This is a genomic window from Rhizobium sp. WW_1, assembly GCF_003610155.1.
Lineage (GTDB): Bacteria > Pseudomonadota > Alphaproteobacteria > Rhizobiales > Rhizobiaceae > Rhizobium > Rhizobium tropici_A.
Window position 1 is genome coordinate 282475 of sequence record NZ_RAIN01000001.1, and the last position, 21401, is coordinate 303875.

Consider the following 21401-nt stretch of genomic DNA (forward strand, 5'->3'; position numbering starts at 1 on the left):
TCATCTGCGGGTAGAATAGGTCCTTTTGCCCTGCCGATTGAAGATTGGTGTTAACTCACCATTAACCATAATTGACAGCTATCGAATCATATTGCGGGTGGGTTCTCATCCAGTCGGAACAACCGTTGCTTGAGCGCCCGCCACAGCAATGCCCGAATCACTTTTGCGCTTCTATCGACCGTCTCGCTATTGAATGACGGCGCATGCCAGGCGCTTTCCGGCACCGCCGACGGGCTGGCTGCGATAATCGTCGGAATCGGCATGGATCATCAGTGTCCGACCGCGGATACCGTCCTTGCCGTTCAGCGACACCATGCCGTTGAACACCTGGGCTCGCAGCTTGCCATCCTGATCGACATACTGATTGGGCATATCTCCGGCATGCGGCCCATTGGCGGCGAGGAAACCGTGCTCCGCTTTCGTCGGATTGAAATGGCCGCCGGCCGATTCGAAACCGTGCGCATGATCGCAATGGCCACTCTCATGGATGTGGAAGGCGACCCAGCGATTGACCGGCAAGCCGGTCACTTCCATTTCGATGAGCACGCCCTTCTTGCCTTCGGTCAAGGTCGCTCGCCCGGCCTGCTTGCCATCGGAGCCAATAAAATCGGCGGTGGCGGTATTCTGGTTCTGGGTTTGCGCTGCCGCGGGCATGGCTGCGGCAAGAGTAAGAATTGCAACGATCATCATCCGTTTCATGGAAGGCCCTCCCTGTTCTGCGTGGCAATTGTCCAACGCATGGCAGGCGCGAGTGTTCCAGCAATCGGGAAAATGAACTGACATCAACATGATAGGATGGCTCGCCGGCGCGCCGACAGACCACCCAATCATCGAACTATGAGGCTCGTCAGGCTGCTATGCTGCCGAGGTCATACTGGCCATAGGTGCTGTTGTAGGCATCCATCGGCGACATCAAATCCAGATCGAAATTGACATTGGATTCGGGCGACCTGGCCGTGGAGGCGGTATCGGCGCTCGGCAACTGCAAAAGCTTGGCGACAAGGCCGCTCAGTGCATTGTTCGAACTATCAGCAGCAGCGCCGGCATTATCAGCCGCGAGAATGCCGGGGCGATCGTCCACCGCGCGCTCCTCTTGGCTTAGAAGGCCGTCACCGTTCGCATCGAGGCGCGATAGAGTGCCACGATAAGGATACGAGCCATTGGTTACGGAAGAAACATGGGACATACAAACCTCCTGAGGTAGGAGCCGCCTCATGCGACGTCGTTTGTACGCAATACATTCAGAGTTGGACTATGAACCGCTATTAAGCTGCTTCGCGTTGCCGGTAAAGACAAATTATTAATGGCTATTAACCATAGTTCCCAATTCGTAAATCCGGTCTCCCTAATGTCTCTTTGCGGCAACTCGTAGCCACGTTCGGTATAATCCCCTGGAATCATAGGCGAATCCCACTATCTAGCCTTATCGGGCGAATGGTTTCGTATATGGTGCGATGGATCGCCATGGAGAGGACATGATGGAATTGTTGCCGTTCGTCATCCTGATTGTCGGCATTCTGGTGCTGCGAGGCTACAATCTGAGGATAAAGCGCCTGGAAGCGCGCGTTCAGGAGTTGCAAGACGCGCTCACGGGCAAGGTATTGGCTGCGGATGCGAGCGAATCGGTTCCTGTGGCGGATTCAGTGGTTCGCACCGGCGAGCAGCCTGTCGAGGACGTGCCGAAAGCCGCGATCGAGGAGGTTTCCGAACCCGAGAGCGAAGAACCCGCCCTCGCCGCACGCGACACCGCGGATGCGGCCGAGGCAACGGCAGCTCCTCTTGCGAGCCAGATGGCCGCCCAAGGCAAGGAAAGCCTGGAAAGCACGATCGGCGCGCGTTGGGCCGTCTGGGTCGGCGGCATCGCCTTGGCGCTTGGCGCCATCTTCATGGTCAAATATTCGATCGAGAGCGGTCTCCTCAGCCCGGGCGTCCGGCTGATCCTTGCGGCACTCTTCGGCCTTATCCTGATCGGCGCAGGTGAAGTGATCCGTCGCCGCATCGCGCCGGTTCTGGATAATGCCTTTCAAAATGCGATGATCCCCGGCGTGCTGACAGCCGCCGGCGTTGTCGCCCTGTTCGGCTCCACCTATGCGGCGCATGCCATCTACGGCTTCATCGGGCCGACCCCGGCCTTCCTTATCCTTGCCCTGATCTCGCTTGCGACGCTCGGCCTCTCGCTCCTGCACGGACAGGCGCTTGCCGGACTCGGCTTGCTGGCATCGATGGCGACCCCCGCCCTGATCGCATCGAACGCGCCACGGCCCTGGATTCTCTTCGGTTATCTCGTTCTGACCTGGCTTGCCACCCTATTGGCATCGCGCCTGCGGCGCTGGCTGATCGCCCCGTCCTTCGCCAATGGACTGTTGAGCCTCTGGCCCCTGCTCTACATTACCTTTAGCCCAGCCGTCGATCTGACGCCGGTTACGCTTTCCATGCTGGCGATGATGGCCGGCACCATCTTCTTGTGGCCCGACCGCTACCCGGTCTCCGAAGCAATGAACGAAGACGCTGTTACAGCGCGCGCCGAAGATACGCCTCCACGACCCGGTGCCGGCATGGAATGGGCAGCATTTCTGACCCGACAGCCACTCGGCATGACGCTGACGGCGGCGGTCGGCGCGCTCACGGTGTCGCTCTGCCTCATCACCTACAGCCTTCAGCAGGGATATCCCATTGTCGACGCGACATTCATGTTTGCGGCGATCGTTGCAGCTGTTGCGGCCTTCGGCGCCGGCCGCCTGCAAGCGGCCTGGGCAACGATCCTCTCCGCGCTCGTCGCCGTCGTCGGCACGTCCGGCGTGCTGACCAACTGGATCGCCGGGATCGAAACCGGCAGCACGAACGGCACCGTCAGCCTAGAGAGCACGGTGCTCTATGAGGTCCTCGGCCTCGGCGCCCTTTTTGTGCTGATAGGCGCCTTCTTCCTCCGGCGCTTCGCGGGCCAAGAAAAACCCTATGCGGCGCTTTGGAGCCTGGTCATGGCCGCCACGCCGCTGGCGATCGCCACCATCAGCTTCGTCAATTTCGGCAACTGGACGGTCGACTGGCTGCACGGGCTTTACGGAATCGGGCTGGCCCTCGTGCTGATCGCGCTTGCGGAATGGCAGGATCGCCGCGGCGGCGAAGGGCTGAGCATGCCGACGAACATCCTTGCTGTCGGCTCTTTTGCCGCCGCAGTCTTCGCCCTGCATACGCTTGCACATCATGCCACTGCAACGATCCTGCTGCCGGTCCTCGGTCTCGTCTATCTGCTGGCGGGACGCTTGCGCAATTGGCCCGTTCTGCCGTGGGCCATGGTTGCAGCACTGGTTATCGCCATGGGGCGCATCGCCTGGCAGCCGACGATCGTCGATCCCTCGGAGCTCGGCACGACGCCCGTCTTCAACATGCTGCTTGCCGGCTACGGCATTCCGGCGGCGCTTGCGGTCCTCTCGGCCTTCATCACCCGTCACTCGCAGAGCCCGCGGCTGCGCAATGCCTTGCAGGCGCTCGCCTCTTTCCTCGTGCTGCTGACCATTGCCATCCTCGTACGCCATGCCATGAACGGCGGCGTCCTGAACGATGCGGTTCCGACGCTTGGCGAGCAGTCGATCTACACGCTGCTGGCGATCGGCGCCTCCGCGACGCTGATGGCGCTCGATCTGAGCGCGGCAAGTCCTGTCTTCCGTTACGGCGGCATGGCGCTTGGCGTCATCTCGGTCGTCATGATCCTCACGCTGCATCTGCTCGGGCTGAACCCGTTCATGACAGGCGAGAGCACGGGCCGTATCTCGCTCTTCAATCTTTTGCTGCTCGCCTACCTCCTGCCCGCTGTCGCCTATGGCGGGCTGGCGCTCTTTGCCCGCAATCGGCGTCCCGTGCCCTATGTCAGCATGCTGGCAGTCGCGGCGGCCGTCATGGCTTTCGCGTGGGCGACATTGTCGGTGCGCCGCTTCTGGCAGGGCGAATATATTCCCTTCTGGAACGGCTTCATTCAGGGAGAGCTCTACTCTTACTCCGTCGTCTGGCTGCTGATCGGCATTGCGCTTCTCGGGCTCGGCGCCCGCTTCGAGGCAAGGAGCCTGCGCATCGCCTCGGCGGTGCTGGTCTTCATCGCCGTCGTCAAGGCCTTCCTGATCGACATGGCAAACCTCGAAGGCTTCCTGCGGGCGCTGTCCTTCATCGGCCTCGGCGCCGTGCTGATCGGCATCGGCCTGTTCTACCAGAAGATCCTGACGCGCAAGAAGGCAACGGAATGATTGCGGCGAATCCATTCGCCCGGTAGGAGGAAAGAACCTGCTTATTGATCATTCCGGAACGAGCTCGACGATGAATACCGACAAGATGGCGCGGGCTTTTGCCCCGTTCGAAGCATTGGCTGCGGATCTCATCCCCCATGCCGCCGATGGCGACGACGGCTCGCACGATATCGCCCATATCCTGCGCGTCTTCCGTAATGCCATGGCGGTCCAGGCTGAGGAAGGCGGCAATGCCCGCATTCTCGCCGCCGCCGTGCTGCTGCATGATTGCGTTGCAGTGGAAAAGAATTCGCCACATCGCACGCAGGCCTCGCGGCTCGCGGCCGAGAAGGCCTCGGGCATCCTGCGAGAGCTCGGCTGGGCGGAAGAGGATATAGCTGCGACAGCGCATGCGATCACCACGCACAGTTTCTCCGCCAACCTGCCGCCGGAGACGCTGGAAGCGAAGATCCTGCAGGATGCCGACCGGCTGGATGCGATCGGCATGGTCGGCGCTGCCCGCTGTTTCTACATTGCCGGGCGTCTCGGCTCCGGCCTCTACGACCCCTTCGATCCGCTGGCAAGCGAGCGGCCTCTTGACGACAAGCGCTTCGCCATTGACCATTTCGAGACAAAGCTGTTCAAACTGGCGGATGGCTTCCAGACCGAGACCGGGGCCAAATTTGCCGAGGCACGGCATGACCGGCTGAAGACCGTGCTGGCAATGTTCATCGACGAAATCTGAGGGCTATCCATGCGCGTCAGCGATCTTTTCATCTATCCCGTCAAGAGCGCGCGCGGCATCGCCATTCCGTCGGCAACCATCGACGCCTTTGGCCTTGCGGGGGATCGACGCGCCATGCTGGTCGACCCCTCGGGCAACTTCATTACCCAGCGCGAATTGCAGGCCTTGGCCCGGATCGATATCCAGCCGGCGCCTTCCCATCTGCGTCTGAAGATGGAGGGCAAGCCCGATATCATCGTGCCGCCTCCGCACCCCGACAACCGCATGGACATCGTCGTCTGGAAATCAGCCGTCAATGCCTCCGTTGCGGATGAGGAAACCAACAAGGCGCTGTCGGCCTGGCTGGATCGCGAAGTCAAGATGGTGTTCTTCGACAGACTTGCCAAGCGTATTGCCAGCCCGGAATGGGCGGGCGAGGACACGCCTGTTAGCTTTGCCGACGGATTCCAGATCCTCGTCACGACCACCGGCTCGCTGAAGGCGCTGAATGCCAATCTTGCCAGCCACGGCGAAGGCGCTGTCGGCATGGAGCGCTTCCGCCCGAACATCGTCATCGATATCGACGAGGAATGGCCCGAGGATCGCTGGGCGGCGATCGAGATCGGCGGTATTCGCCTCGATCTCGTCAAGCCATGCGCCCGCTGCATCATGACGACGCAGGATCAGCAGACCGGCTCGCGCGACGTGCCGAATCCCATGCCCGCCATGGGCCGCATCCGCATGTCCGCCGACCGGCGCGTCCCCGGCCCGCTCTTCGGCTGGAATACGGTGCCGCGCGGCGAAGGCACGGTGAAGATCGGCGACACGGTAACGGTGCTTGAGGAACGGCCGGAAGGCTGGGCGCTGAAGCGTAGGTAAATGCCTGATAATTCGGGACTGCCCGCTTGACGAGGCCGGGATTCCCCTAGCTAGTACAAGCATTCGGTATGTCAAAACTATTGCCAAACCGCATGCTGTCGCGCCAAGCCCGGAACGGGAGCCAGACTTGTTCATCAAATCGCTCCTCCGCTCGATTGGCTTAAATGCCCCAACACAGCCAAATCATCTTTCGGCGGCAGCGGCCTGTATCCTTTCCCTTGTCATCCTCAACACAACAGTTGTCGCCCCGAGCGTCGCGCAAGACGCCTCCTCGGAGGACAGCTATCGATTTCAAGAGGGTTCCTTGCAGCACATTCCGGATTACGATGTCCTGTCGCTTGCTTACCCGCCCAATCTGGGGCTTCTCATCGCGAACGGGCGGGATCGCTACCTCGCGGAAATGAGCCGCGATCCCGCATCTATTCAGCGCTTGCGGCTGCTTCTTGGCCTTGGGGAATACACATACGACGCCTCGACCGAGGGGCTGCATGGCTATTTCAGCGCTCCTGCCGGAACATTGGCGCCACAGTTGCTCGTCGCCCTGCAGGAGGCCGGCTTCTCCGATCGCGCCGAAGTCGTTGCGGAAGCGATAGCCGCCTTCGGACCAAACTATCCGGTCGACGACAAGGTGCGCTCGGATTTCTTTGCCCAGAGCTTTCTGCGTATCCAGGAAGGCATCGTGCCCGATCTTTCGAAGCCGCCCACAGCCGTCGACACCAGACTGCGGGAACTCGGAACGAAGCTTGCGAACAAGAGGGCGTTTCGCGCCGAACTGGAGGCCTATGTCGCACGCGATCCGGCCATCGCGGCCGCGTTGAAGCATGCGCGCGAGACCCTTACCGACGAGCAGCGCCTATCATACCTGCAGGATCAATTGCTGCCAGGGCCATCCGGCTTTGGCGGGACCGCCGAGATCAAGGCACGGATAGAAACCATGCCGCCGAACTATCGCACGGCCTATGTCCTGATCATCCTGATAGGCGAGGTCTTTAACGGCGGGACACACCAATTCTTCTATAATTCCAGCGGGGCTTTCGCCGAATATGTCCCGCAGGCCTTGCGTGACGTGGGCGAGAATGATGCTGCGGCCATGATCGAGACGGCCATCGCCATGTTTCCGAAGCCCTATCCGGTTTCGACGGAAGAGCGCCGCCGCGTTTCCTTTCAACATGAATGGAACACATGGGATGACAAGCTCAATTCATTCAGCGACGCCATTGACAGCGAAGATATCCCGACAGCGCTTGCCGCCTATGCAAAGAAGCAGGGGATTCTTCCGAATTGAGACCGCAGAGCGGCCTCAGCGCTCTATTGCCACGATAGTCGCGCCGGCCGGCTTTTCTTCCGAGACCAGTGCAACCGCCTTCATTGCAGCCTGCATGAAGCCATCACGCGCTGCCGCGATCTCTATGCCGCGTGGTTCGTAGACATGGCGATGCAGGAAGAAACCGGTCAGGCGAAAGGCGGCAGCAAGGCTTTCCCGATCCGCTGCGATCACGGTTCCGGTCGTCAGAAACGGCGGCAGCGCCAGCATCTTGTCGGCCCAGGGCATGCCGGCAGCACGGCAAACGGCACGCCCGCTTTTGGGTGAGACGAAGGCCAGATCCTCGCGCACGCCGGTCGCCGCACACTCAGTCAGATCGAGGCCGAAGCCGAGATCGTTCAGCACGGCAAGCTCGAAGCGGACGAAGAGTTCGCCGGCGTCGGCCGGATTTTGCAGATTTTCCAGGATGACATCGAGCGCGTCGTAGAGATGCGGATGCGGGTCGCGTTCCGGCAACAGCCGCAGCAGCGCGGCCATCGCCTGCACGCCATAGACGGCGGTCGCGGTTTCCATCAGTCGCGCGGCGCGGAGCGTAACCGGCTCCATGCGAAACTCGCCGAGATGCTCGTGCAGCCTTGCCCGCCAGGTGAGTTCAACGAGATTGCCGGCCTGCAGCACCGGCTGCATGGCGCGCGAACGGCCTGACCGCACCAGCCCCATATGGCGGCCACGGGCGCGCGTCATCACCTCGGCGACGACACTGCTCTCGCCGAGACGTTTAACACCCAGAATGATCGCATGGTCCTGCCATTGCATCGGCCGGTTGCCTTGAGAGATTTTTGTGATTCGAGTTTAGGATAAATGGCTGCCGCTGTCACATGGCGAGGGAAGAGCCGCCCGCTAACGTCTCGACGAAGAGACGCATGGCCTGTTCGTCGAAGGGCTTGTTCAAAAGCGGCACATGCCGCAGATCGGCCGGAAAATCGAGTGTATCGGAATAGCCGCTGACAAAGCCGAATGCGATGCCGCGCTCCATCAGCAATCGAGCGAAGCCGAAGCTTGTCGACTCCCCGAGATTCACATCGAGCATCGCGAAATCATAATGTTCGGAATGAACAGCGTTGACCGCTTGTTCCAGATTCGAAGCAATCTCAACCTGCTGAATCCCGACGAGGTGCAGTATTTCTTCCGCTTCCATCGCAATAATGAGATTGTCTTCCAAAATAAGGACGCGCCGAAACGTCATATCAGCGCCATCCTTGCATGCCCGCGCCGGTTGGCGCTCCACGTAAAAAGTCCCACATCGATCCCTCCGGCGCCAATCATCGGCCCGTATTGAATGGATGGCTTTCCCCATCCGTGCCGGCTCAGTCTCTTGTGACATGACCTTGCCTCCAAAACCGCTTCGCACTTTTTGCACCGCGGTACTACGGGCTCGTCGACGTGCTCCAATCGCTTTTGCCGCCGGGGTTAGTAAAAGGTGAAACTGGTGGAAAAGTGACCGTGACAATAATCTATGCTGATACAGGTGCCGTCAGCATTTAAAAAAGACATGATGCTTGCAGGAAGATCACGCGCTCAAATGAAGGGACGCTTGCCCGAATCGAGCCCGTCCCAGCCGGCGAGTTCGGCCAGCCCGTCACCGTCCAGAACTTCACAGCCCCGCTCCTGCCAGACAAGCAGTTTCCGAGCTGCCAGCTTTTTCAATGTCTTATTGGTATGAACGACGGACAGACCCAGAGTATCGGCGACGTGCTGCTGCGTGATCGGAATGACCTTGCGGCCGTTGAACAAGTGAAGCGCGCTGGCGCGCTGATGCAGATATGCGATCAGATAGGCGGCTCGCTCGACCGCCGAACGGCGGCCGATGCTGAGCAGGTGCTCATCCAGAATCCGCTCTTCGCGCGCTGCGATCCAGGTCAGATCGAAGGCAAGAGGCGGGTGGGAATTGTAGAGCGTCATCAACTCGGTGCGCTCGAAGACGCAGAGCGAGATCGGCGAAAGCGCCTCGGTGGAGTGCTGCATTTCGCCCATGATCGAGCCTTGCAGGCCGATGAGATCACCGGGCATCACATAGTTGAGAATCTGCCGGCGTCCATCCTCCAGCGTCTTGTAACGAAACCCCCAGCCCGACAGAATCGTGAAGAGATGGGCGCTGTGCGCGCCTTCGAGAAAGATCGTCGCGCCGGCATCGACAAGAAGCTCGCCCTTCTTGAAACTGCTGATGAAATTCAGCTCGTCGCGCTCGAACGCGCGAAAATGCGGCAGGGACTTTAGCGGACACTGTTGGCATGGAGTACGTTGCCCATGCATCGTCGCTGCAGCTTTTGCCATGAAACGCTCCCCTGAGTTGCAGCGGCCTGGGCGATCTGCCCGATAAACCGCTGTAATATAAAGCATTCAGGGGTGCAAAGTTCCATCAATGCGGGAAGTCGAGCCCCATTTCCCGGAACCGCTCGGGATCGTCTCCCCAATTCTCCCGGACCTTGACGAAGAGGAAGAGATGCACTGGCTGCTCCAGGATCGCGGAAAGCTCCTTGCGCGATGCGGTCGAGATCGATTTGATCGCCTCGCCCCCCTTGCCGAGAGCGATCTTCTTCTGGCTTTCGCGCTCGACATAGATCACCTGTTCGATACGAACTGACCCGTCCTTGCGCTCTTCCCATTTTTCCGTCTCGACATGCGAGGAATAGGGAAGCTCCTGGTGGAGGCGCAGAAACAGCTTTTCGCGGGTGATTTCGGCGGCAAGCTGGCGCATCGGCAGATCCGAAATCTGATCCTCCGGATAATACCAGGGCCCTTCCGGTAGGGTTTTCGCCAGATAATCCATGACGTCATCGCAGCCAGAGCCATTTTCCGCCGAGATCATGAAGGTCTGTTCGAAGGCGATCTTCTCGTTGGCGGCGGCGGCAAGCGCCAGAAGATCCTCGCGGCGAACGCGGTCGATCTTGTTCAGCACCAGAATCTTTGGCTGAGAGACTTCCTTCAGCCCTTCCAGAATGGCTTCGGCATCGCCACGCAGGCCACGTTCGCTGTCGATCAGCAACATGATAAGATCGGCATCCTTGGCGCCGCCCCAGGCCGACGTCACCATCGCGCGGTCGAGCCGGCGGCGCGGCTTGAAGATGCCGGGCGTATCCATGAAGACGATCTGCGCATTGTTATGGATGGCGATGCCGCGCACGATCGCGCGTGTCGTCTGCACCTTGTGGCTGACGATCGAGACCTTGGCGCCCACGAGGCGGTTGACCAGTGTCGACTTGCCGGCGTTGGTGGGGCCGATGAGAGCCACGAAACCCGAATGCGTCGGGCCGATATGTTCAACCGCGCCGTCTTCGGCGGGCGTGTCCTGCTGATTGCTCATTTTTTCCGTCATTCCTTAGAGTCGGATGATTTTAGATCGAACTGACCTAAAATCCGAATCCGCTCCAAACTCAAAGAAGTAGAGCATGATGTCGTGCGAAATCCCGTGACACTTTTCGGCATCATGCTCTAGCAGTTACTTCTCAGTCAATTGAGGCTGCCATACACCTTCGCGCTCCAGAATACGCGTCGCGGCCACTTGTTCGGCTGCACGCTTGGAGCGCTCTATTCCCGTCTCGGGCGTCGTTCCCTTTACTTCCACGGTCACCGTGAAGCGAGGATCATGATCCGGTCCGCTGCGATCATCAACCCGATAGATCGGAGTGACGCCGAATTTCGCATGTGCCCATTCCTGCAATTCCGTCTTGGCGTCGCGCCTCGCGCCTTCCGGCCGAATGGCGCGGCTCTCCCAAAATCGCAGGATGAAGGCCCGGGCCACTTCAAGGCCGCCGTCCAGATAAATCGCGGCAATCAGGCTTTCGACGACGTCGGCGCGCACGTTGAGCATGCGCTTGCCGGTCAGCTTCTTCACATCGGCGCCCGTGCGGATGTAAAGATGCAGTTCCATTTCATCCGCAACTTCGGCGCAGGTTTCAGCGCTGACGAGCTGGTTGAGGCGAACCGAAAGCTCGCCTTCCGTCGCCGCACCGAAGGTCTTGAAGAGCAGCTCTGCGATGCACAGGCCAAGAACCCGGTCGCCGAGAAATTCCAGCCGCTCGTAATTGCCCGTCTTGTGGGTGCGGGCGCTGGCATGTGTCAGCGCCCGGTCAAGACGCTCCTTTTCGGCGAATTCGTAGCCTATGACAGCCTCAAGCCTGGCACGATCCGCCTGGGAGAGCGTCTGCGCCTTCGTCATTCGACAACCTTGAAGATACGATCCCAACGCATGTTGGTCGGCCACTTCCAGATTTCACGGAAGGAGGTGTCGTGACCCAGCGAAAAGAAGATGATGCTGGCGCGGCCGATCAGATTCTCAGCCGGCACATAGCCGACATCGAAACGGCTGTCGTCGGAATTGTCGCGATTGTCGCCCATCATGAAGTAATGGCCCGGCGGAACCACATATTCCTGGGTGTTGTCGCCACGCGAGTTCGGCGAAAGATCCAGCGTGTCATAGACCTTGCCGTCCGGCAGACGCTCGCTGTAGACGGCAATATGGTCGCCCGGCTCCTGGCTGTAATCCGACGCGAATGTGCCATGCGGCTCGCGCGGCACGGCCTGACCATTGATATAGAGGATATCATTCTTCATCTGGACGCGGTCGCCGGGCAGGCCAATGACGCGCTTGATATAGTCGACATCCGGATTGGGCGGGAAGCGGAAGACCACGACATCGCCGCGCTGGGGTTCGCTGCCGAAAATGCGGCCGCTGAACAGATCCGGCGAGAACGGCATCGAATATTTCGAATAGCCATAGGCGAACTTGTTGACGAAGATATAGTCGCCGACAAGAAGCGTCGGCATCATCGAGCCGGACGGAATGGTGAATGGCTGAAAGAGAAACGTGCGGATGATCATGGCCAGGACAAGCGCCTGAACGATGACCTTGATGTTCTCCCACAGGGCGTTCTGCTGTTTTACGGCTTTCTCGGACACGCAGTCTTATTCCTTTTTCGCACCCCACCGGCGCACTTGCATTCTGGCACTGTCTACTCGCTTCACACCATCGCGGCAATGGCGCGGACGCCAAAAGCAACACACGGCGGAGATTCAGCCGTCGATCGGCAGCGCCTCGATGATCACAAAAGCCTGAGCAAGAGGAAAATCATCCGTTATCGTCAAATGAATGGCGGCGCGATGATTTGCTGGCAGCATGGCGGCCAGCCTTTCGGCGGCGCCGCCTGTCAGTTGCATCGTCGGCTTGCCGCTTGGCAGGTTGACGACACCCATGTCGCGCCAGAAGACGCCCTGCGCAAGCCCGGTGCCCAAGGCCTTGGAACAGGCCTCCTTGGCGGCAAAGCGCTTGGCATAGGAGGCGGCTCTGTTCTTGCGGCCCTCGGACTTGGCCCGCTCGATGTCAGTAAAGCAGCGCTCGGTGAAGCGCTCGCCGAAACGCTCGATCGTCTTTTCCACCCGCCGGATGTCGATGAGGTCGCTGCCGATGCCGATAATCATGGGAAGGCCCTCCTGGCGGCCCGGACGAGGTCAGGCCGTCAGACGCTCGATGCGCTTTCGGCAAGCGCCAGCCGCTCGCGGGCGCGCTCCATCAGGCGCTCCTTGCGGCGCGTCTTGAACGTCTTCACGCCATAATAGGTCAGCGCATAGACGATCACGCCGGTCACGATGGCAGGCGGAATGCCGCCGATCAGCATCGGTTTCAAAACGGGGTCCCAGATCTGCGAGAGGTCGCCCTTGTGCCACAATGCCGGCAGATCGATGCTGCCGCCCTGTCCGCCGCTGTCGCGCGACAGGATCAGATGGCCGATTTCCCACGTGAGCGCCCAGATGAAGGGATAGGTGATGGGGTTGCCCGCCGCCAGACAGCCGAGCGCCGACGCGATGACGTTGCCGCCGACCAGATAAGCGATGACGATCGCCATCACGAAATGCACACCGATGAACGGCGTCCAGGATACGACAATACCCGCGGCAAAACCGGCCGCAACCGAATGCGGCGAAGCGGCAAGGCGAACGAGGCGCTTGCCGAAATATTGAAACGAGCGGACGAAACCCTTGCGGGGCCAAAGGTGTTCCCGCAACTTTTCCTTGAATGTCAGTGGTTTTCGGCGACGAAATAGCATGCGGCTTATCTAGTGCAAGGGGGGCCGTCATGACAAGAGCGGCCAAACATATCACGCACTGATTAAGAACCGAAAGTACGGCCCTTTTTTGGAACGCCGGCTGCACAGGCAGCAGAAAGTGGGCGCCCTCTTCATTCGCGGGAAGCAATCCCGCAAGATCGGGATGCTCCAAGGGCGCAACAACGACGCGCCCCTCCTGGTCTTGAAAGTATTAAAGGCGATTAACGCATACGGAACAGGCCGCGGTCGATCTGGCGCTGACGATATTCAAGGTCAAAACGGTCATGCGAACCATTCAGGTAAGCCATTTCGCGCTCTTCAACACTCGGGACACGCAGGGCGCGGGCGATTTTCTTGATCGGGGTAAACATTGTCTTCTCTCTTCTCAGTTTCGTTTCTTCAACGACCAGAAGATAGGCCTGGCAAGGGTTAATTACCACCGCTCGAAAATACACTCAGCCATGCGTATTATGCATATCAATCCCGAAAGCTGCTCGTTTTTGGTCATAAAATGATCACAAAATGTGCAGCCCGCCCCGGATCGAGAGTGAGGTCGTGCAACCTCACTCGTAAAGGCGCTTCACCGTCGCGATGCAGTCGAGCTCCTTGAGCTGGACCAGCACCTGATTGAGCTGGCGCAGATCCCAGACTTCGACATCGAGGGCCATCTCAGTGAAATCGGCGGCGACGCGGACGGTATTGAGCACACGAATGTTGACGTCCACGTCGGCGACGGTCTGCGCCACCTTCGCCAGCGTGCCCGGCTCATTCAAAGCATTGATTAGGATACGCGCGGCAAACCGGGACTTGTTTGCCTCGTCCAGATCCCAACGCACATCGATCCAGCGTTCCGGCTCATCATCGAAGCGCTGCAGGACCGGCGACTGGATCGGATATATGGTGATGCCCTTGCCCTTTTCCATGATGCCGACGATGCGATCACCCGGAACGGCGCCCGTCGGCGCGAAATGCACCTCGACATTGGCAGAGATGCCGCGGATCGGCGGCGCGTCGAGATCAGCGCCGTCGGAGACATCAGCCTTGTTCTTGCCGGGGATCTTGAAGATCATGCCGGAAGCGCTGCGCACGTTGAACCAGCCCTCGTCGCCGGCAGGCTTCACGGTCACACGCTCGTCCTGATGATCGGGAAAGACAGCGCGCAGGACATCGAGCGACGACATCTCGCCTCGTCCGACGGCGGCGATCGCATCCTCGACGTCCTTCTGGCCGAGGCGATGCAGGGCCGGCTTCAGCGCATCGCGCGAGAAGACCTTGCCGGCACGCTCGAAGGTGCGTTCCAGAATGCGGTGGCCGAGGCCGGCATATTGCTTGCGGATGGCAAGGCGGGTGGCGCGGCGAATGGCGGCGCGCGCCTTGCCGGTCACGACGATTTCTTCCCAGGCGGCCGGCGGCACCTGCACGCCCGAGCGGATGATCTCGACTTCATCACCGTTGTTCAGACGCGTTACCAGCGGCATGATACGGCCGTTGATCTTGGCGCCGACCGTGGTGTCGCCGATATTGGTGTGGACGGCATAGGCGAAATCGATCGGCGTTGCGCCGCGCGGCAGGGCAATCAGCTTGCCCTTGGGCGTGAAGCAGAAGACCTGATCCTGAAACAGTTCGAGCTTGGTGTGCTCGAGGAATTCTTCCGGGCTGTCGCCCTCGGCCAGCGCCTCAATGGTGTGGCGCAGCCAGGAATAGGCGTTGCTTTCGCGCGACGCCAGGTCGGTTTCGCCATTGCCGTTGGTGCCGTCCTTGTAGAGCGTGTGGGCGGCGATGCCGAATTCGGCGATCTCATGCATACGCTTCGTGCGGATCTGCAGCTCGATGCGCTGGCTCGAAGGACCGACGATGGTCGTATGCAGCGAGCGATAGTCGTTCTGCTTCGGCGTCGAAATATAGTCCTTGAAACGGCCGGGAACGACGCGCCAGCGTGTATGCACGATACCGAGCGCCCGGTAGCAGGACGGGATATCGTCGACGAGGAGACGGAAGCCGTAGACATCGGAAAGCTGCTCGAAGGAGAGCGACTTCGACTGCATCTTGCGGAAGACAGAATAAGGCTTCTTCAGGCGGCCCTTGACCATAGCGTTGGCAAGACCGTTGGCGACGAGCAGATCGCGCAGCTCGGTCTCGATCTTCTTGACGAGCCCCTCGTTGCGGCGGGAAAGCTCCTCAAGCCGCTTGGTGACGGTGTCATGCGCTTCCGGGTTGATATGGCGGAAGGAAAGCTCTTCCAGCTCCTCGCGCATATCCTGCATACCCATGCGGCCGGCGAGCGGCGCATAGATTTCCATCGTCTCCTCGGAAATGCGGGCGCGCTTTTCCGGCGACATGTGATCGAGCGTGCGCATATTGTGCAGGCGGTCGGCGAGCTTGACGAGAAGCACGCGCACGTCGTCTGAGATGGCGAGAAGCAGCTTGCGCAGGTTTTCCGCCTGCTTGGCCTTCTTGGTGACGAGGTCGAGCTTCTTGATCTTCGTCAGGCCCTCGACCAGGCGGCCGATATCCTCGCCGAACATCTCGTCGATTTCGGCGCGCGTGGCCGTCGTATCCTCGATCGTGTCATGGAGAAGAGCGACCGCGATGGTCGATTCATCCAGACGCATATCTGTCAGGATGGCAGCAACTTCGAGGGGATGGGAAATATAGGGATCGCCGCTGGCACGTTTCTGCTGGCCATGCTTCTGCATCGCATAGACATAGGCTTTGTTGAGGAGAGCTTCGTTGGCATCTGGCTTGTATTTCTGCACGCGCTCAACAAGCTCGTATTGCCGCATCATTCCAAAGCTACTCCCGCAAAAACAAAAGCGCGCCAGTCATGTGACCGGCGCACGCATCTTGCCATCATATCGCTCCTGCCCGGAGCATCAAGCTCGACGATCAGTAATCGTCGCTTTTTTCCGGCGGAACAAGGCCTTCGATACCGGCCAGCAGTTCCTCTTCCGACATCTGGTCGAAAGTGACGGTTTCCGGCAGGTCTTCTTCCTCTTCGCTGGTGGCGGAAGCGCCGGCTGCAATGAGGCTTGCCGGATCGGGCTCGGGCTCGTCCACTTCGACGTGCTTCTGCAGCGAATGGATCAGGTCTTCCTTGAGATCGTCAGGCGACAGCGTCTCGTCGGCGATTTCGCGCAGCGCGACGACCGGGTTCTTGTCGTTGTCGCGATCGATGGTGATCGAGGAGCCCTGCGAAATCAGGCGGGCGCGGTGGCTGGCGAGCAGCACGAGCTCGAACCGGTTCTCAACTTTATCAATGCAATCTTCTACTGTGACACGGGCCATTGCCTGTCCTTTGCGGTCGTGATGTCGTCATCATGTCTCGGAGTAGCACGCCGATACAAGCAAACGATGGCAAATTCAAGTTTTTCCTGATTGAGTGCCTTCGCACCCCGTCTTAGAAGTGTTAAAATTAGTCCAGTCAATTCGCTATTTCTACCCTTGGTTGCTTGGAATATCGCATTTCGTGCCCTAAATCTCGATTATATGAATAATTCATAAAGTAATACGAATTATTCTGCAGCGCCCTGCAAGGCATTGTTTTAGCTAGCCTTTGAATGAAGTGATTACGTTTTTATAACAGTGGATATGTAAGCGATGTTTGACCCACGCGAAAAAATTGCACTCTTTATAGATGGCGCCAATCTCTACGCTGCATCCAAGAGCCTCGGTTTCGATATCGATTACCGTAAGCTCCTGAAAGCATTTCAGAAACGCGGATATCTCCTGCGCGCCTATTACTATACGGCCCTTATCGAAGATCAGGAGTACTCCTCGATCCGTCCGCTGATCGATTGGCTCGACTATAACGGCTACAAGGTCATCACCAAGCCGGCGAAGGAATTCACCGATTCCATGGGGCGCCGCAAGATCAAGGGCAACATGGACATAGAACTGGCGATCGATGCCATGGAGCAATCCGAGACCGTCGATCATCTGGTGATCTTTTCGGGCGACGGCGACTTCACCACCCTGGTGGAAGCCCTTCAGCGCCGCGGACGAAAGGTCTCGGTCATCTCGACCATGGCCACTCAACCGCCGATGATCGCCGACGACCTGCGCCGGCAGGCTGACCATTTCATCGATCTCGTATCGCTGAAGGCCGAGATCGGCAGGGAAGCCTCGGAGCGCACGCCACGCAACGTCGAGCCAACTCACGCCACCGCCGATTCCGACGAGCACTGAGATCAGTCGACAACAGGTGCACGGCGGCTTTACCGCGCCAACGCACGGGAAATCGATGATCTAAAGCGTCGGAAGCCCATCCGAGCGACCGCGATGCGCGTCAGCCATTATCCTTCAGCAGGCGGCTCTTCTGCCGGTTCCAATCGCGTTCCTTCTCGGATTCGCGCTTGTCGTGCAGCTTCTTGCCCTTGGCGAGCGCCAATTCGAGCTTTGCGCGGCCCCGGTCGTTGAAATAGATCTTCAACGGCACCAGCGTCATGCCTTCGCGATTGATGGCAGAACGCAGCCGGCCGATTTCGCGGCTGGACAGCAATAGCTTGCGTCGGCGACGCGGCTCGTGATTGAAGCGGTTCGCCTGCAGGTATTCCGGCAGATAGGAATTGATCAGCCAGATCTCGTCACCTTCATCCGAAGCATAGGACTCGGCGATATTGGCCTTGCCCTCGCGCAGCGACTTGACCTCAGTGCCCATCAGCACGAGCCCCGCCTCATAGGTATCAATGATCTCGTAGTTGAAGCGAGCTTTGCGGTTTTCCGCCACGACCCTGTTCACTACGCGCTGGCTGCCTTTGGGTGCCATGATTCTTCTTCTTTTCTTGCGTCATTTCGGCAGCAACCAGAGATGCGCTGCGTTCCTGCCCCCTAAATAAGCGAGACCGCCCTCCTTGTGAAGAGAGCGGCCTTGCAGAGTTCGGCAACAGGCGCAAAATGCCGTCAGTTCAAAATGCCGGCATGGCGCATGGCTGCATCAATCGCAGCCTCCGTGCCCGGCTCCAGGGTCGACAGCAGCGGCGACCGCACGTTGCGGCTCATGCGGCCAAGGCGGAAAAGACCATACTTGGCGCCACAGAGGCCCGGCTCCAGGAAGATCGCCTTGTGCAGCGGCATCAGACGATCCTGATATTCCAGAGCCTTGGCATAATCGCCGGCCAGCGTCGCCGCCTGGAATTCGGCGCACAGTCGCGGCGCGACGTTGGCCGTGACCGAGATGCAGCCTATACCGCCATGGGCATTGAAGCCGAGCGCGGTGGCATCTTCGCCCGAAAGCTGGCGAAAATCGCGACCGCAGCTGATGCGCTGCTCGGATACGCGCTCGATCTTGCCGGTTGCATCCTTGACGCCGACGATATTGGAATAGGATTTCGCGAGCGCGCCCATCGTCTCCGGCGACATGTCGACCACCGAGCGACCGGGAATGTTGTAGATATAGATCGGCAATTTCACGGCTTCCGCAACGGCCGCGAAATGCGCGTAAAGGCCCTTCTGGGTCGGCTTGTTGTAGTAGGGCGTCACGACCAGAACCGCATCGGCGCCGACCTTTTCGGCGTGCTGCGCCAGTTCGATCGCCTCGCGGGTATTGTTGGAACCCGCTCCCGCCATCACCGGCACACGCTTGTTGGCAATCTCGATGGAGAGCTCGACGACGCGCTTGTGCTCATCATGCGACAGGGTCGGAGATTCGCCCGTCGTGCCCACCGGCACCAATCCCTTGCTGCCCTCTTTTATCTGCCAGTCGACATGTGAGGCGAAGGAAGCCTCATCCACCTTGCCGGTGTCAGTAAAGGGCGTAACGAGTGCGGGAATGGACCCCTGGAACATACAAGTCTCCTAGCGGCGCTGCCTTCATGCTTCAGCCGCAATCCATGGTTATGAATCCGCGCACCATAAAGCGCCGGCTTGACGGCGACAAGCACGCTTTGAATGGTAGAGGGCAGTTTCCGATATCATAATTGATTGAAATTCGGACCACCGGTAAGGTTTCGTTAATATAGCATTTGGCAAATGGAAAGGGCTTATTTGTTTTGTGAGTAGCCGAATGAAGAAACCCGTCATGATCTGGACCGCGGTGGGCTTGGCGGTTGCCTGGGGGGCGGTTGCCTCGCAGCTTACCAGCCAGCAGGCACCAGCACGCGCCGACGTCGCCATGGCGACGGACCCGATGAGCACGGCCGCCATCCCGCGCAATGGCGCCGTTCTGCCAGTCAGCGGCGATCTGAAGGCAGGTCTCGACGCCCTTTCGAACAAGAACCCGATGCAGGCGCTCGCCATCCGCAATAGCATGGGAGAAGGTACGCTCGATCGCCATATCCTGACTTGGGCGATCGCCACTTCGGGCCAGCCGGGCATTCCTTCCGGGGAAATTGCCGCTGCCGCCCGCGAGCTTGTCGGCTGGCCGGGGCTCGGCAGTTTGCGGGCCAATTCCGAACGGGCACTCTACAATGAAAACCCGGCGACGGATCAGGTGCTTGCCGCGTTCGGCAACACCCAGCCGGAGACCGTGGAAGGCAGCATCATCCTCTCTCGCGCGCTGATGGCACGTGGCTCGTCGGCACGGGCGGGAGCTCTGATCCGCAAGATCTGGCGCAACGAACCGCTGGACAAGTCTCTCGAGGACAAGATCCTAGCCGAGTTCCCAAGCCTGCTTTCGCCTGCCGATCACAAGGCGCGCATGGATTACCTCCTTTACCGCGACCGAACCGCCCAAGCCAAGCGCTTCGGCGATCTCGGCAGGGCGCAGTCGCTCTACAAGGCCTGGGCCGCAGTCAACGACCGCTCGCCGAAGGCGGACGGACTGATAACAGCCGTCGACGCGCAGTGGCGCAAGGACCCCGCCTATCTCTTCATGCGGATCGAAAACCTGCGCCGCCAGAACAGATATGACGACGCCGCTAACCTACTGGCGCAAATGCCGAAGGATCGCAGTGTGCTCGTCAGCCCCGGCGCGTGGTGGAGCGAGCAGCGCATCGTCAGCCGCGGCCTGGTGGATCAGGGCGATTTCAAGTCCGCCTACCGCATCGTCGATGCCAGCGTCGCGGAAAGCCCGCAGGATGTCGGCGAGGCCGAATTCCATGCCGGCTGGTACGCTCTGCGCGGCCTGCAGGACGGTACGAACGCCGCGATCCATTTCCGCAAGATCCTGCAGGTATCGAACGGGCCGATCTCGCAATCGCGCGGCTGGTACTGGCTCGGCCGCGCCGCCGAGGCCGGCGGCCCCGGCAAGGCTGCCGATTTCTATGCGAAGGCCGCCTCCTATCCGAGCACCTTCTACGGTCAGCTCGCCGCCGAGAAGCTTGGTCGCCGCACCCTGAACGTGACCTATCCCTCGCCGTCGGGGACGGATCGCCAGCGCTTCCAGGACCGCGAGGCCGTCCAGGCAATTTCGCGGCTTGAGGCCGCTGGACACGGCTGGCGTGCCGATGCGCTCTACCGCGCCCTGGCAAAACAGCTTGATAGCCCCGGCGAGGTTGCCTTGCTGGCTGCCCGGGCCGAGCGCTCCGGCAATCACCAGCTTTCGCTGCAGATCGGCAAGATCGCCTATGGACGCGGCGTCGACGTCGCAGCGCTCGCCTTCCCGATCGGCGTCATTCCGGACAATGCCAATATTTCAGGCTCCGGCAAGGCGCTCGCCTATGCCATTGCCCGGCAGGAGAGCGCCTTCAATCCGGCTGCCGTTTCCTCCGCCAATGCCCGCGGCCTGCTTCAATTGCTGCCGAAGACGGCAAAGGCCGTTGCCGGTCGGCACGGCATGTCCTACTCCGCCGACAAGCTGACGCAGGATGCCGGCTACAACGCCACGCTCGGTGCCCACTATCTCGGCGAACAGATCGATACGTTCGGCGGATCTTACATACTCACCTTCATTGCCTACAATGCCGGGCCGAACAAAGTGCCGGAATGGATCGGCCGCTACGGCGATCCGCGCGGCAAATCGCTCGACGACGTAATCGACTGGATCGAACGCATCCCCTTCCCCGAGACCCGCAACTATGTGCAGCGGGTGATGGAAAACTATCAGGTCTACAAGGCACGGCTCGGACAGAAGGCCGACATCGTACACGATCTGGTCAGCGGCCGCGGCTAAAAGCGCGTCGCGATCTCCAAGATTCGCTCCTTGCGCTTTAAGCTCTTGATTTTTCGCATATCGTTGTCGCAAAACCGCTGCGCACTTTTGCGCGACATGCTCTAGGCGGGCAATGCGGTTGTGCGGCCTCGGAAAATGACGTTACATCCCGCGTGATATTTCAAGC

General features: G+C 59.8%; 21 protein-coding genes. 6 read left to right on the forward strand and 15 right to left on the reverse strand.

Annotated elements, in window-relative coordinates:
- Nucleotides 1-186 precede the first annotated feature (186 nt).
- Together BJ928_RS01355 and BJ928_RS01360 are read right to left on the reverse strand one after the other, a co-directional pair.
- Nucleotides 187-699, reverse strand: coding sequence for a superoxide dismutase family protein (locus BJ928_RS01355; RefSeq protein WP_047627218.1), 513 nt, complete (start codon nt 697-699; stop codon nt 187-189).
- 148 nt (nt 700-847) lie between these two features.
- Nucleotides 848-1186, reverse strand: coding sequence for a hypothetical protein (locus BJ928_RS01360; protein WP_047627221.1), 339 nt, complete (start codon nt 1184-1186; stop codon nt 848-850).
- Nucleotides 1187-1478: 292 nt separating this feature from the next.
- On the opposite strand from BJ928_RS01360, the gene BJ928_RS01365 reads away from it, so the two are divergent.
- The 4 genes from BJ928_RS01365 (at nt 1479) to BJ928_RS01380 (ending at nt 7105) form a co-directional block, all read left to right on the forward strand.
- A complete protein-coding gene (locus tag BJ928_RS01365) occupies nt 1479-4238 on the forward strand; it encodes a DUF2339 domain-containing protein (protein ID WP_047628711.1) in 2760 nt (919 codons plus the stop codon).
- Between the two features lie 85 nt (nt 4239-4323).
- Complete coding sequence (locus BJ928_RS01370) at nt 4324-4962, forward strand: HD domain-containing protein (RefSeq protein WP_047628712.1); 639 nt, start codon at nt 4324-4326, stop codon at nt 4960-4962.
- A gap of 9 nt (nt 4963-4971) precedes the next feature.
- Entirely contained in the window at nt 4972-5820 is an 849-nt protein-coding gene (locus tag BJ928_RS01375) for an MOSC domain-containing protein (RefSeq protein ID WP_047627223.1), read from the forward strand.
- Nucleotides 5821-6124: 304 nt separating this feature from the next.
- Nucleotides 6125-7105 (forward strand): DUF4375 domain-containing protein, encoded by a 981-nt coding sequence (locus tag BJ928_RS01380; protein ID WP_147413879.1) that lies wholly within the window; start codon nt 6125-6127, stop codon nt 7103-7105.
- A gap of 15 nt (nt 7106-7120) precedes the next feature.
- On the opposite strand, the gene recO is transcribed toward BJ928_RS01380, so the two are convergent.
- The 11 genes from recO to rpoZ all read right to left on the reverse strand — a co-directional run bounded on the left by recO (nt 7121) and on the right by rpoZ (nt 16473).
- Nucleotides 7121-7900 (reverse strand): DNA repair protein RecO, encoded by a 780-nt coding sequence (gene recO / locus BJ928_RS01385; RefSeq protein ID WP_047627224.1) that lies wholly within the window; start codon nt 7898-7900, stop codon nt 7121-7123.
- A gap of 58 nt (nt 7901-7958) precedes the next feature.
- Nucleotides 7959-8441, reverse strand: a complete 483-nt coding sequence (locus tag BJ928_RS01390; RefSeq protein ID WP_245432213.1) for a response regulator — start codon at nt 8439-8441, stop codon at nt 7959-7961.
- Between the two features lie 221 nt (nt 8442-8662).
- Nucleotides 8663-9418 carry a Crp/Fnr family transcriptional regulator gene (locus BJ928_RS01395; RefSeq protein WP_047627227.1) on the reverse strand — a complete coding sequence of 252 codons (756 nt, stop codon included), beginning with the start codon at nt 9416-9418 and terminating at the stop codon, nt 8663-8665.
- A gap of 85 nt (nt 9419-9503) precedes the next feature.
- Nucleotides 9504-10448, reverse strand: a complete 945-nt coding sequence (gene era, locus BJ928_RS01400) for a GTPase Era (protein WP_047627229.1) — start codon at nt 10446-10448, stop codon at nt 9504-9506.
- 135 nt (nt 10449-10583) lie between these two features.
- Nucleotides 10584-11303: a ribonuclease III gene (gene rnc, locus BJ928_RS01405; RefSeq protein WP_047627231.1), complete on the reverse strand. Its 720-nt coding sequence runs from the start codon at nt 11301-11303 to the stop codon at nt 10584-10586.
- Nucleotides 11300-12043, reverse strand: coding sequence for a signal peptidase I (gene lepB, locus BJ928_RS01410; protein WP_047627233.1), 744 nt, complete (start codon nt 12041-12043; stop codon nt 11300-11302). The genes rnc and lepB overlap by 4 nt, the downstream gene beginning before the upstream one ends.
- 114 nt (nt 12044-12157) lie before the next feature.
- Nucleotides 12158-12562, reverse strand: a complete 405-nt coding sequence (acpS, locus tag BJ928_RS01415; protein WP_047627234.1) for a holo-ACP synthase — start codon at nt 12560-12562, stop codon at nt 12158-12160.
- Between the two features lie 38 nt (nt 12563-12600).
- Nucleotides 12601-13188 (reverse strand): DUF2062 domain-containing protein, encoded by a 588-nt coding sequence (locus BJ928_RS01420; protein ID WP_047627236.1) that lies wholly within the window; start codon nt 13186-13188, stop codon nt 12601-12603.
- Nucleotides 13189-13409: 221 nt separating this feature from the next.
- Complete coding sequence (locus BJ928_RS01425; protein ID WP_082011744.1) at nt 13410-13559, reverse strand: DUF3563 family protein; 150 nt, start codon at nt 13557-13559, stop codon at nt 13410-13412.
- Between the two features lie 192 nt (nt 13560-13751).
- Nucleotides 13752-15974, reverse strand: a complete 2223-nt coding sequence (locus BJ928_RS01430; protein WP_047627238.1) for a bifunctional (p)ppGpp synthetase/guanosine-3',5'-bis(diphosphate) 3'-pyrophosphohydrolase — start codon at nt 15972-15974, stop codon at nt 13752-13754.
- Nucleotides 15975-16074: 100 nt separating this feature from the next.
- Nucleotides 16075-16473, reverse strand: coding sequence for a DNA-directed RNA polymerase subunit omega (gene rpoZ, locus BJ928_RS01435; RefSeq protein WP_047627240.1), 399 nt, complete (start codon nt 16471-16473; stop codon nt 16075-16077).
- A gap of 312 nt (nt 16474-16785) precedes the next feature.
- Between rpoZ and BJ928_RS01440 the strand changes: the two genes are divergently transcribed.
- Nucleotides 16786-17373 (forward strand): NYN domain-containing protein, encoded by a 588-nt coding sequence (locus BJ928_RS01440; protein WP_047627241.1) that lies wholly within the window; start codon nt 16786-16788, stop codon nt 17371-17373.
- 100 nt (nt 17374-17473) lie between these two features.
- Here the strand turns inward: BJ928_RS01440 and smpB are convergent, their stop codons facing one another.
- The gene (gene smpB / locus BJ928_RS01445; RefSeq protein WP_047627242.1) at nt 17474-17953 is read right to left on the reverse strand and encodes an SsrA-binding protein SmpB; all 480 of its coding nucleotides are present in this window, start codon (nt 17951-17953) and stop codon (nt 17474-17476) included.
- Between the two features lie 134 nt (nt 17954-18087).
- Complete coding sequence (dapA, locus tag BJ928_RS01450) at nt 18088-18972, reverse strand: 4-hydroxy-tetrahydrodipicolinate synthase (RefSeq protein WP_047627244.1); 885 nt, start codon at nt 18970-18972, stop codon at nt 18088-18090.
- Between the two features lie 217 nt (nt 18973-19189).
- Here dapA and BJ928_RS01455 point away from each other — a divergent pair, with 217 nt between their 5' ends.
- Complete coding sequence (locus BJ928_RS01455; RefSeq protein WP_047627246.1) at nt 19190-21235, forward strand: lytic transglycosylase domain-containing protein; 2046 nt, start codon at nt 19190-19192, stop codon at nt 21233-21235.
- The last annotated feature ends 166 nt before the right edge of the window (nt 21236-21401 follow it).

What these genes read in the sequence shown, in the direction of transcription:
- recO (WP_047627224.1), bottom strand. Translation starts at nt 7,900, where the DNA reads ATGCAATGGCAGGACCATGCGATCATTCTGGGTGTTAAACGTCTCGGC.
- BJ928_RS01395 (WP_047627227.1), bottom strand. Translation starts at nt 9,418, where the DNA reads ATGGCAAAAGCTGCAGCGACGATGCATGGGCAACGTACTCCATGCCAA.
- rnc (WP_047627231.1), bottom strand. Translation starts at nt 11,303, where the DNA reads ATGACGAAGGCGCAGACGCTCTCCCAGGCGGATCGTGCCAGGCTTGAG.
- smpB (WP_047627242.1), bottom strand. Translation starts at nt 17,953, where the DNA reads ATGGCACCCAAAGGCAGCCAGCGCGTAGTGAACAGGGTCGTGGCGGAA.
- BJ928_RS01375 (WP_047627223.1), top strand. Translation starts at nt 4,972, where the DNA reads ATGCGCGTCAGCGATCTTTTCATCTATCCCGTCAAGAGCGCGCGCGGC.
- BJ928_RS01355 (WP_047627218.1), bottom strand. Translation starts at nt 699, where the DNA reads ATGAAACGGATGATGATCGTTGCAATTCTTACTCTTGCCGCAGCCATG.
- BJ928_RS01365 (WP_047628711.1), top strand. Translation starts at nt 1,479, where the DNA reads ATGGAATTGTTGCCGTTCGTCATCCTGATTGTCGGCATTCTGGTGCTG.
- BJ928_RS01425 (WP_082011744.1), bottom strand. Translation starts at nt 13,559, where the DNA reads ATGTTTACCCCGATCAAGAAAATCGCCCGCGCCCTGCGTGTCCCGAGT.
- acpS (WP_047627234.1), bottom strand. Translation starts at nt 12,562, where the DNA reads ATGATTATCGGCATCGGCAGCGACCTCATCGACATCCGGCGGGTGGAA.
- BJ928_RS01370 (WP_047628712.1), top strand. Translation starts at nt 4,324, where the DNA reads ATGGCGCGGGCTTTTGCCCCGTTCGAAGCATTGGCTGCGGATCTCATC.
- BJ928_RS01455 (WP_047627246.1), top strand. Translation starts at nt 19,190, where the DNA reads ATGAAGAAACCCGTCATGATCTGGACCGCGGTGGGCTTGGCGGTTGCC.
- rpoZ (WP_047627240.1), bottom strand. Translation starts at nt 16,473, where the DNA reads ATGGCCCGTGTCACAGTAGAAGATTGCATTGATAAAGTTGAGAACCGG.
- dapA (WP_047627244.1), bottom strand. Translation starts at nt 18,972, where the DNA reads ATGTTCCAGGGGTCCATTCCCGCACTCGTTACGCCCTTTACTGACACC.
- BJ928_RS01390 (WP_245432213.1), bottom strand. Translation starts at nt 8,441, where the DNA reads ATGGGGAAAGCCATCCATTCAATACGGGCCGATGATTGGCGCCGGAGG.
- BJ928_RS01360 (WP_047627221.1), bottom strand. Translation starts at nt 1,186, where the DNA reads ATGTCCCATGTTTCTTCCGTAACCAATGGCTCGTATCCTTATCGTGGC.
- BJ928_RS01430 (WP_047627238.1), bottom strand. Translation starts at nt 15,974, where the DNA reads ATGATGCGGCAATACGAGCTTGTTGAGCGCGTGCAGAAATACAAGCCA.
- BJ928_RS01440 (WP_047627241.1), top strand. Translation starts at nt 16,786, where the DNA reads ATGTTTGACCCACGCGAAAAAATTGCACTCTTTATAGATGGCGCCAAT.
- era (WP_047627229.1), bottom strand. Translation starts at nt 10,448, where the DNA reads ATGAGCAATCAGCAGGACACGCCCGCCGAAGACGGCGCGGTTGAACAT.
- BJ928_RS01420 (WP_047627236.1), bottom strand. Translation starts at nt 13,188, where the DNA reads ATGCTATTTCGTCGCCGAAAACCACTGACATTCAAGGAAAAGTTGCGG.